This is a genomic window from Chitinophaga sp. (assembly GCF_036569185.1).
Classification (GTDB): Bacteria; Bacteroidota; Bacteroidia; order Chitinophagales; family Chitinophagaceae; genus Chitinophaga.
The window spans coordinates 16,832-27,331 of the sequence record NZ_DATCRD010000296.1 but is presented as its reverse complement, the minus strand read 5'-3'; the positions used below and the strand labels follow the sequence as shown (position 1 = coordinate 27,331).

Sequence of the window (10,500 nt, the reverse complement as noted above, 5' to 3'; positions counted from 1 at the left end):
GATTACGCTGATTATACTGATTAGTCTGATTTTATTTTTTAAGATTTTATAATAATTAAGGGAGATATTTAATAAATCAGTGTGATCCTTCAAAGACAACATTCTGTTGTAATAAACACAGAACAAAAACTCAGGAGAATCATTAAAATCATCATAATCCTGAGTCAGACAAAATCCGCGTATCGCCGAAGGCGATAATTCGCTATCTTTGCGGCTGCTGTGAAAAATTATAGATTTTGGTAAAGATTGATAACATAACGCTTCCCGATTTTCCTTTGCTGCTGGCACCTATGGAGGATGTAAGTGATCCTCCTTTCAGGGCGGTATGTAAAGATGCCGGCGCCGATCTCATGTATACGGAATTTATTTCCAGTGAAGGACTGATCCGTGATGCCATTAAGTGCCGGAAAAAACTGGATATTTTTGAATATGAGCGCCCGGTAGGAATACAGATCTTCGGCGGAGATGAGGACAGCCTGGCAATGGCGGCGAAGATCGTAGATGTGACCAATCCCGACCTGCTGGATATCAATTTTGGCTGCCCGGTGAAGAAAGTGGCTGGAAGGGGCGCCGGAGCCGGCGTACTAAAAGACCTCGACCTGATGGTACGGCTTACGGAAGCCTGTGTAAAGGCCACCAAACTGCCTGTTACCGTGAAAACCAGGCTGGGTTGGGACGACGACTCAAAGAATATTGAAGAAGTGGCAGAACGGTTACAGGATGTCGGTATCAAAGCCCTCGCTATCCATGGCCGTACCCGCTGCCAGATGTATAAAGGAGAGGCCGACTGGACCCTCATCGGCAAAGTAAAGAACAACCCCCGTATCCATATTCCTATTTTTGGCAACGGGGATATCAACAGTCCGCAGAAAGCCCTGGAATATAAGAACCGTTATGGGGTAGACGGTATCATGATTGGCCGCGCCGTAATCGGTTACCCGTGGTTGTTCCGGGAAATCAAACATTATGTGAATACCGGCGAAATCATGGCTGGGCCCACCCTGGAAGAGCGTATTGCAGTAAGCAAAAAACACCTGCGCCTGTCTGTGGAATGGAAAGGGCCTGTACAAGGGATCAACGAAATGCGGGGTTGCTATGCCAATTACCTGAAAGGCTTACCGGATATCAAGCAGTTCCGCTCCCGGCTGGTGACTCTCAAAACCGTAGAAGAAGTAGAAGCAGTACTGGATGAGATCGAAACCTATTACAAAGGCATTGAGCTGGCCAATACCCCGATTGAACTGATCGATTATCACCAGAACTGCCCGTTATAAAGTCCGGATTTTGTGATATAGTAAAACTATTTATGCGTTTGTTTTGTTATATCACAAAATTTATCAAATGTCCAGATTTTTCCCGATAGCCACTGCGCTTGTTCTTAGCATTACAGGCTTCCTTGCCTGCCACACATCTCCGGAAAATAAACCGGCAGGCGACAGCACCACTGCCATTGTACCGGCTTCCGATCCTGATGAACTGGAATATCGCGACCAGCAAAAGATTGAAAAAGTAATTTATGGTTTTTGTGAACATTTCGACAATGGCGACCTGGCGAAGTGCGTAGAGTTTATGGATGATAACATCAGGGGTGAAATTGATGGTGTGAAGCTGAGAGGAAAACAGAACTGGACCGCCAAAATAGATTCGCTTTTACTTAGCACCCGTAATAGTCATTTCCTGTCGAGGCACCTCATTTCCAATATGCAATTCTACCCGGTCGCAAATGATACCGTGAGGGTAACCATGTATGCCAGTAACCTCTGGACGGACCTTACCGACGGGCAGATCCAGCTGATGTCTGTTGGTTACTACAAAGGAAAAGTGGTGAAGAAGGAGGGGAAATGGCTGATTGCTGTATTAAATTCGTTGCCCGACAGCAGGTTTGTAAAGAAATTTTACCAGGATGTTCATAGTGGGAATGAAGAACTGAAATAGGTAAAGGATTTACCGTATAAAAAAATGGTGAAGGCATATAACCTTCACCATTTTCATTTTATTTAGCCAGCACATTGCTGGTGATGTTACCGGGAACCGCCTGGTAGCTGTCGAATGTCAGCGAAGCAGACGCTCGTCCGGAAGAGAGTGTGCGCAGCACCGTTATATACCCGAATAGCTCTGATAAGGGTACCATAGCGGTGATGGTTTGCACGGGCCCATCCATCTCTATATGCCTGATCACACCACGCCGCCTGTTCAGGTCGCCGGTGATAGTGCCGGTAAATTCTTCCGGCATAGTAACCGTTACCTTCATCCAGGGCTCCAGCAGACGAGGCGCCGCTTTTGCGGCTACGCTTTTGAAACCAATGATGGCAGCATGCTCAAAATCCAGTGCGTGGGAGTCGTTGCTATGCACGGAACCATCCAGTAATCTCACCCGCATGGATTTCACCGGGTAACCAGCCAGTGCGCCGTTGTGCATGGCTGATTCGAAGCCTTTACTGATCGAAGGGATGAATTCTTTTGGAATGGCACCGCCTTTGATTTCGTTGATAAACTCCAAACCTGTTGCCTGTTCATCGCCGGGTGATAGTTCAAACTGTATGTCGGCAAAGTTACCGGAGCCGCCATTTTGTTTTTTATACACCTCACGATGGGTAACCGCCTGCGTAAATATTTCCTTGTACGCAATCTGCGGCTGTCCTTTGTTGATGTCCAGGTGATATTGTGTGGCCAGTTTTTCCAGCACCACTTCGAGGTGAAGCTCGCCCATGCCTTTCAGGATCGTTTGTCCGGTAGCGTTATCAACGGTTACTGTAAGCGTAGGATCCTCTTCCTGCAGCCTGTTCAGGGCGTCGCCAAGTTTGTCGTTGTCTTTCGCCGATCTGGCTTCAATCGCATAACCGATCATCGGTTCAGGGAAACTGATTTGTTCCAGCAGCACCGGGTGATCCGGATGAGAAAGGGAATCGCCTGTTTTTACATCTTTCAGTCCCGCTACCGCGCCGATGTCGCCGGCGCCAATTGCGTCCGCGGTTTCATATTTATCAGACATGATCCTCATCAGGCGGCTGATCCTTACTTTACGGCCGGTGCGGCTGTTCCATATGGTATCGCCGTTATGCAATACGCCTGCATATACACGTACTAACGTTAACCTGCCTACGTAGTCGTCGGTGATGATCTTAAATGCGAGTGCAGCCAGTGGCGCGTTTTCGCTGACAGGGATCACCATATCCGCATCTGTTTCGGGGTTTACGGCTTTTACATCGCCGATATCCGAAGGAGCAGGCAGGTAGATGGCTACTGCATCGAGCAGGGGCTGGATGCCTTTGTTTTTATAGGCAGCGCCGGCCAGTACAGGAACTGCTTCCATGCGGATGGTGGCACCGCGCAGTGCGGTGTAAATATCCTGCGGAAGAATGCTTTCCGGTGAAGTGGCATATTTGTCCAGTAGTGATTCATCCAGCAGCGACAATTCTTCCAGCAGATAATTACGCGCCTCCTGTGCTTCAGTCAGTAAGGCGGCGGGTATTTCCTGTGTTTCATATGTTTTGCCGTCGGTAGTGTTCCATACCAGCGCTTTCATGGTAACCAGGTCTATTATACCGCTGAAATCGTCTTCCGCACCGATGGGTAATTGTACCGGCAATGCATTGGCGTTTAGCCGTTGGCGTATGTCGCTTACCACTCGCCGGAAATCGGCGCCCTGCCGGTCCATTTTATTGATGAACGCAATGCGGGGAATACGATAGCGATCCGCCTGGTGCCATACTGTTTCCGACTGCGGCTGTACGCCGGAGCGGGCGCAGAATACGGCTACGGCGCCATCGAGCACCCGCAGGGAGCGTTCTACTTCCGCGGTGAAATCAACGTGGCCGGGCGTATCAATGATGTTGATCTGCCAGGTGTTATCCTGGTGTTTCCAGTAGGTGGTGATAGCTGCGGAAGAAATGGTGATACCTCTTTTCTCTTCCTGCGGATCACTGTCCATTATGGTGTTACCATCGTCTACATTACCTAACTTATGTGTAAAGCCGGTGAAGTAAAGCATGCGTTCAGTGAGCGTTGTTTTACCTGCATCGACATGTGCCATGATACCTATATTTCTAAAATCCGCTAAGCGTTTCATATATTCTTATTTAAAAAGGAATTAAAAAAGGCCGCTCACCTGGTAATGAGCGGCCTTTGCTTTACGCAACAGGAAGTCTGCATTACCGGACCAGCCGTGTAAATGACATTGATGCTTTAATAATAAATTTCCTGTTGCTGCTCATAATGATGTTATTGTTCGCTAAAAAATCTGTGGGAGCGTGGGGGAAGCAAATAAAAAGGCCTCTTCGGATGAAGAGGCCCTTGAAAAGATTTCAGGAGTTAAATATTAACCTCTCATATCCGGGATGGATCTGCCTCCCCGTCTTGAATTAAGACAATGCGGGTACTTGCAATTACCGCTCTGATAACGGTTGCTGCATGATTGCCTGCCTGGTAAGTGAGATAGTTGTTCATATACTTTTAAAATTGCTCCGCAAAGATAGGATGTTTTTAATTAAAAAACTAATACTGCCGGGTTAGTATCTTCAGGTCCTTTTTCTCTTATTTGTACAAAAATATCTGTGATATTTACTAATACCCCCCATCTGTTACGTCGTAACTTTGCAACTGCAAATCTGCAAGTGGCGGATAGCTGATGAAGAAATTAAGTTTATCTTTCAAACAGTAAAATAAACCTCGATTATATGAATATTACAGACATTAACGGTACTGTGCAATTATCGAATGGTGTACAGATGCCTTATTTTGGGTTAGGTGTTTTTAAAACAAAAGAAGGACAGGAAGTGATCGACTCCGTAACTTATGCACTGGACGCCGGTTACCGCCATATAGATACTGCGGCTATTTATGGAAATGAAGAAGGAGTAGGTATCGCCATCGAAAAGAATGCAACCGACCGTAAGGATATTTTTCTGACCACAAAGGTTTGGAATGCCGACCAGGGCTACGACAGCACCCTGAAAGCATTTGATACCTCTTTGAAAAAACTGAAAACAGATTACCTGGATCTTTACCTGATACACTGGCCGGTGAAAGGCAAATATAAAGAAACCTGGCGCGCATTGGAAAAGCTGTATGCAGACGGCCGTGTGAAAGCGATCGGTGTAAGCAATTTCCTGCAACATCAGCTGGAAGACCTGTTCCAGAGCGCGAAAGTAATACCTATGGTGGATCAGCTGGAATTTCATCCTTACCTGGTACAACCTTCCCTGCTGGATTTCTGTAAAAAGAACAAGGTGCAGTTCGAAGCCTGGAGCCCGCTGATGCAGGGTAAGGCATTTGAAGTGCCATTGCTGAAGGAACTGGCGGAAAAATATAAAGTATCGGTAGCCCAGCTGGTATTAAGATGGGACCTGCAGAAAGGAGTTGTCACCATTCCCAAAAGCATCCGCCGGGACAGGGTGATCTCCAACGCACAGTTATTCAATTTTGAGATCAGCAAAGAAGATATACAGCAAATAGATGCCCTCGACCGCGGAGAACGGGTGGGCCCGGATCCGGATAATTTCAATTTCTAGGTGTAGATTTTGTCTGACTCAGGATTATGATGATTATACTGATTACCCTGATTTTATTTTTTAGATTTTAATGGATTCGGGGAGATATAAGCAAATTATTCGCTTACATCTCCCCGAATCCATTAAAATCCGAAATGTTCCAATCAAACAAATCAGTATAATCATCATAATCCTGAGTCAGACAAAATCCGCGTGCGCCGAAGGCGCACTACCCCGCCAGCACAGCGAACAGCCTGTCGATATCGGCTTTGTTGTTGTAGCAGTTAAGGGCTACAGTGAGCCTGTTGTTTTTATATCTTGCCCGGATATTATTCTTCACCACTTTTTCATTTTGCTCCGGTGTAATTTCCAGCAATTGAATAGCAGAAAGATGTTCCTGCGGGTAAGCCGACAGCAACCGTATTCGGTGTGCAGCGGCCTGTTGCCCCAGGTAGGCAATAAGTTCCAGAACATACGATTCAATAACGCCAACGCCTGTACGTTGAATATACCGTAGCGCTTCTCCCAATAAAAGGATATTTATAAACGGCGGTGTGCCGGTTTCAAATACCGTAGCGTCCTTTTTGGGAGTGAACTTTGTATAGTCCTGTACGAGGTCGAAATCGTTTTTTTCATAATCCACATTATACCAGCTCATTGTTTGTGACGGATGCTGGTCCAGTATTTTCTGCGATACATACATGGCGCCTGCGCCGTAGCCGGCGCCAGCCCATTTGTAGGCATGGAAGATGAGTATGTCTATGTTGCACTCCTGTACATCAATATTATTTACACCAAATGATTGGGTGGCATCTACAATGTGGATCAGCTGATGCTGTTTGCACAATTCACCGATGGCTTTCAGGTCCTGACGGAAGCCTGTTCTGAACATCACATGGCTGGTGATCAGGATGCGGGTAGCTGGTGTGATTTTGGCGGCAATGTCTTCAATTGAAATCACGTTATGCTCATCGCTATCCACAAAATGAACGGTGTGCCCGCTATGCATCCAGCCTACAAAGCTGCTGGGAAATTCATCACGCATGGTGATGATTTCGTATTGTTTGGGAAACATATCATACAGCAGGATCATCGCCTGGGAGGTGTTGGAGATGAAGGCAATTTCACTGGCTTTTGCATGGATCATGCCGGCAATAAGCGCTCTTACTTCATCGGCCTGCTGATCCCAGCCCGGCATTACTCCACGGCCTTTTTCGCTAAGCTCCGTGAGGAGCGCGGTTGCCTTTTGTACAAGGGAAGTGCTTACCGGTCCGCCGCCATTGGTGAAAAAATAAGTACTGTTATTACATACCGGGTAGTCGGCCCTGATCTTTTCCCAATTAGTCATACTATTTTATTATTTTCTTCACGATAATAAACAAAATAAACCATTGTGGCGATACCGCGGTGCGATTATGTTTTTTATATGATAACTTGCGGGGAACATCGCATTTCTTATAGAAAAAACTGGTTTAGCATGTGGAGAAAACAGGCCTTTTTTTTTAGCGCCGTAATAAGTTTATTTACTTTAAATGCAGCTGCACAGCAGCCGGCAATCTTCCGCCAGGCGGATGCGCCGCTGAATGAGCGGTTGAACGACCTGCTGCATAGTCTTACCCTTCCCGAGAAGATATCGCTGCTGGGTTATAACAGCCCGGCTATTGACCGTTTACAGATCCCCGCCTATAACTGGTGGAATGAAGCGCTGCACGGTATTGCCAGGGGAGGAGAGGCCACTGTATATCCGCAGGCCATCGGGTTATCGGCCACCTTTAATGCGCCGCTGGCCAGGGAGGTAGCCAACACTATTTCTACGGAAGCCAGGGCTAAATATAATCTCGCTGTGCAGCAGCACCGTCATGTGCAATACCTGGGGCTCAACTTCTGGACGCCTAATATCAATATCTTCCGCGATCCCCGCTGGGGCCGGGGCCAGGAAACATACGGGGAGGATCCATACCTTACTGCTACCATGGCCGGCGCTTTTGTACAGGGCTTGCAGGGAGATGTACCAGGTATGCTGAAAACCGCTGCCTGTGCCAAGCATTTCGCTGTGCACAGCGGTCCGGAGGCGGACCGGCACAGTTTTAACGCCATCATCGACGAAAAAGACCTGCGGGAAACATATCTATATGCGTTTAAGAAACTGGTGGATGATAAAGTGGAATCGATCATGTGTGCTTACAACCGGGTGAACAACCAGCCCTGCTGCACTGGTAATACATTGCTGCAGGACATCCTGCGGCATGAATGGAAATTCGGCGGGCAGGTAGTGACCGACTGCTGGGCACTGGACGATATCTGGCTGCGTCATAAAGCCATTCCTACCCGTGAGGAAGTAGCCGCAGCTGCAGTGAAGGCAGGCGTGAACCTCGACTGCGCCAATATTTTACAGGATGATGTGATGAAGGCCATCGATAAGGGATGGCTTACCAGCGCGAATGTAGATAGTGCGCTGGGCGCCACTTTGCGTACCCGCATTAAGCTGGGATTACTGGATGCACCGGCAGCAAGCCCTTATAGTCAGTATGGGGAAGACAGTGTAAACAACAGCTACCATGCCTGGCTGGCGCGAGAAGCCGCCCGTGAAAGTATGGTGCTGCTGAAAAATGATGGAGTGTTGCCGCTAACCCAGGATAAATACGCTTCCATGTTGGTAACCGGCTCTAACTCCGCATCGCTGGAAGCGTTGATGGGCAACTACCACGGCGTATCGGGCAACATGGTGACCTTCGCCGCCGGTTTGGCTAAAGCCGCGGGGCCGGGTATGGCTATGCAATACGACCAGGGCTGCGACTTTTCCGATACCCTGCATTTCGGCGGCATCTGGGCTTCACAGAACTGCGATGTAACCGTAGCTGTAATCGGCCTGACACCGTTGCTGGAAGGGGAGGAAGGCGATGCTTTCCTGTCGCCTTCCGGTGGGGATAAAAATACGCTGAGCCTGCCCCGTTCGCAGATCCTGTTCATGAAAAAATTAAGGGAGGCGCATAAAAAGCCCATCATTGCGGTGATCACCGCTGGCAGCGCCGTAGATGTGGAGGCTATCGCTCCTTATGCAGACGCCATCATCCTGGCATGGTATCCCGGCGAACAGGGAGGTAATGCCCTCGCTGATATCATCTTTGGAAAATATTCGCCCGCAGGGCGGTTACCGGTTACTTTTTATCAATCCCTGCACGACTTACCGGACTATAAGGACTATAGTATGAAAAACCGTACTTATCGTTATTTTAAAGGAAAGACGGAATATCCGTTTGGCTACGGTCTAAGCTACACGAAGTTTGATTATAACTGGCATACAGCGCCGGCAAAGGAATACCGCAGTAAAGACACCATCCGTGTAGCCGTAGCCGTTAAAAACACCGGCGCGTTTGACGGAGACGAAGTAGTACAGGCCTATATCACTTATCCTGATATGGAACGTATGCCGGTAAAGGAACTGAAGGCCTTTAAGCGGGTGCACGTGAGCAAAGGAGGAGAAGCAACCGCAATACTTGAAATACCGGTAACAGAGTTGCAAAAATGGGATTTGCAGCAACATCACTGGAAGTTATACAAAGGCACGTATAAAATAAATATCGGGAAAAGCTCTGCCAGCTTCGTACTCTCGCAGGCGTTCAACCTCCGCTAATGCGCGGAGTTTGTCTGACTCAGTTTAATCCTGAGTCAGACAAAACCCGCTTAGATCATCCGGTCCACCACTTTCTTCAGGGTGAGGCCCTGTACGATAATAGAGAAGAGCACTACAAAGTAGCTGGCGGAGAGGATCAGTTCTTTATACGGCGACTCTGGCAACGACAACGCCAGCGCCACGGAGATGCCCCCGCGCAATCCTGCCCAAACGAGGATGCCAATGCTTTTATAGTTTGTTTTCAGTGAACGTTTTAATACGATGGCCGGGATGGTGATACTCAGCGCCCTTGCGATGAGCACAAATACAGTGGCCATTAAACCGGTGAACCAATAATTTTTCAGGAAGGGCATGATCACGATCTGCAGCCCTATCATTACAAACAAAATGGTATTCAGCAACTCATCTATCAGGCTCCAGATGTTGTGAAAGTAATGCTGTATTTCTTCTGCATTTTTAGTACCCAGGGAGGTATTGCCTAATATTAAACCGGCTGAAACGGCTGCCAGTGGAATAGATACATGTAACATGGCGCCTAATACGGATATCACCATTACCATCGATAAAGACACCATAACAATGATATTGAAATCATCCACACGCTTCATGGTCCTGTAAGCAACAATAGCAGAAATGACGCCCAGTACAATGCCGCCGAATACTTCCTGCGAAAACACGGCTGCTGCATGTGATAACGACACATGAGTATCTGCCTGGCCTGCTACTTCTTTCAGGATCACAAATAACAGGATGCCGGTACCATCATTCAGTAAAGACTCTCCACCAATAATGGTTTCAAGGGCAGGCGGTACTTTTGATTTTTTTAAGATAGACAATACTGCTACGGGATCAGTAGGTGAAATAAGCGCTCCAAACAGCAGGCAATACACCAGTGGCACATCTATATGTAATAACTCTGTGGCCCAGTACAGCAGGAATCCGAATATAAAAGTAGAGCCTATTACGCCCACAGTGCTCAATACCAGTACCGGATACCGCTGCGCTTTCAGTTTGTTGAAATCAAAATGAAGAGCGCTGGCAAAAAGCAGGAACCCTAACATTACGTCCAGCAGCGTGCCGGTAAAGTCGATGCCATTGGTTACATCTTTGATAAAAGTAAACGCATCAGGGAAGATTTTACCTGTCAGTGAAATCAGTAACGATAAAAGAAGCGAAACCACGATCACGCCTATGGTTCCGGGGAGTTTAATGAATCGGTTGTTGATATAGGAAATTAATGCACTAATGGTAACTAAAGCCGTTATCAGTGTAAATGTGTTCATAAATAATCGAATAATGCCGGTTAATAAATCAGGTTCCTGAAATTGCTACAGTGGTTTTAAAGATAGAAAAAAATGTAGCAAATCAAAGCCGGAC

General features: G+C 47.4%; 7 protein-coding genes. 4 read left to right on the top strand and 3 right to left on the bottom strand.

Going from position 1 to position 10,500, the window contains the following annotated elements; genetic code table 11:
• The first annotated feature begins 236 nt into the window (after positions 1-236).
• Together dusB and VIM72_RS23120 are read left to right on the top strand one after the other, a co-directional pair.
• Positions 237-1,274 (top strand): tRNA dihydrouridine synthase DusB, encoded by a 1,038-nt coding sequence (gene dusB / locus VIM72_RS23125; protein ID WP_332005188.1) that lies wholly within the window; start codon positions 237-239, stop codon positions 1,272-1,274.
• A 67-nt stretch (positions 1,275-1,341) separates the two neighbouring features.
• Positions 1,342-1,935, top strand: coding sequence for a nuclear transport factor 2 family protein (locus VIM72_RS23120; RefSeq protein WP_332005187.1), 594 nt, complete (start codon positions 1,342-1,344; stop codon positions 1,933-1,935).
• 58 nt (positions 1,936-1,993) lie between these two features.
• On the opposite strand, the gene fusA is transcribed toward VIM72_RS23120, so the two are convergent.
• The gene (gene fusA, locus VIM72_RS23115; protein ID WP_332005186.1) at positions 1,994-4,069 is read right to left on the bottom strand and encodes an elongation factor G; all 2,076 of its coding nucleotides are present in this window, start codon (positions 4,067-4,069) and stop codon (positions 1,994-1,996) included.
• A gap of 607 nt (positions 4,070-4,676) precedes the next feature.
• On the opposite strand from fusA, the gene VIM72_RS23110 reads away from it, so the two are divergent.
• Complete coding sequence (locus VIM72_RS23110; protein ID WP_332005185.1) at positions 4,677-5,510, top strand: aldo/keto reductase; 834 nt, start codon at positions 4,677-4,679, stop codon at positions 5,508-5,510.
• A 208-nt stretch (positions 5,511-5,718) separates the two neighbouring features.
• Here VIM72_RS23110 and VIM72_RS23105 read toward each other — a convergent pair whose 3' ends face one another.
• Positions 5,719-6,837, bottom strand: coding sequence for an aminotransferase class V-fold PLP-dependent enzyme (locus VIM72_RS23105; RefSeq protein ID WP_332005184.1), 1,119 nt, complete (start codon positions 6,835-6,837; stop codon positions 5,719-5,721).
• 129 nt (positions 6,838-6,966) lie between these two features.
• Here VIM72_RS23105 and VIM72_RS23100 point away from each other — a divergent pair, with 129 nt between their 5' ends.
• Positions 6,967-9,123 carry a glycoside hydrolase family 3 protein gene (locus VIM72_RS23100; RefSeq protein WP_332005183.1) on the top strand — a complete coding sequence of 719 codons (2,157 nt, stop codon included), beginning with the start codon at positions 6,967-6,969 and terminating at the stop codon, positions 9,121-9,123.
• A 50-nt stretch (positions 9,124-9,173) separates the two neighbouring features.
• Here the strand turns inward: VIM72_RS23100 and VIM72_RS23095 are convergent, their stop codons facing one another.
• On the bottom strand, positions 9,174-10,406 hold the full coding sequence (locus tag VIM72_RS23095) for a sodium:proton antiporter (protein WP_332005182.1): 1,233 nt from the start codon (positions 10,404-10,406) through the stop codon (positions 9,174-9,176).
• Positions 10,407-10,500: the final 94 nt, after the last annotated feature.

Bases quoted from the DNA above. Each gene is read 5' to 3' on its own strand.
- VIM72_RS23120 (WP_332005187.1), top strand. From the start codon at position 1,342: ATGTCCAGATTTTTCCCGATAGCCACTGCGCTTGTTCTTAGCATTACA.
- VIM72_RS23105 (WP_332005184.1), bottom strand. From the start codon at position 6,837: ATGACTAATTGGGAAAAGATCAGGGCCGACTACCCGGTATGTAATAAC.
- VIM72_RS23095 (WP_332005182.1), bottom strand. From the start codon at position 10,406: ATGAACACATTTACACTGATAACGGCTTTAGTTACCATTAGTGCATTA.
- VIM72_RS23100 (WP_332005183.1), top strand. From the start codon at position 6,967: ATGTGGAGAAAACAGGCCTTTTTTTTTAGCGCCGTAATAAGTTTATTT.
- fusA (WP_332005186.1), bottom strand. From the start codon at position 4,069: ATGAAACGCTTAGCGGATTTTAGAAATATAGGTATCATGGCACATGTC.
- VIM72_RS23110 (WP_332005185.1), top strand. From the start codon at position 4,677: ATGAATATTACAGACATTAACGGTACTGTGCAATTATCGAATGGTGTA.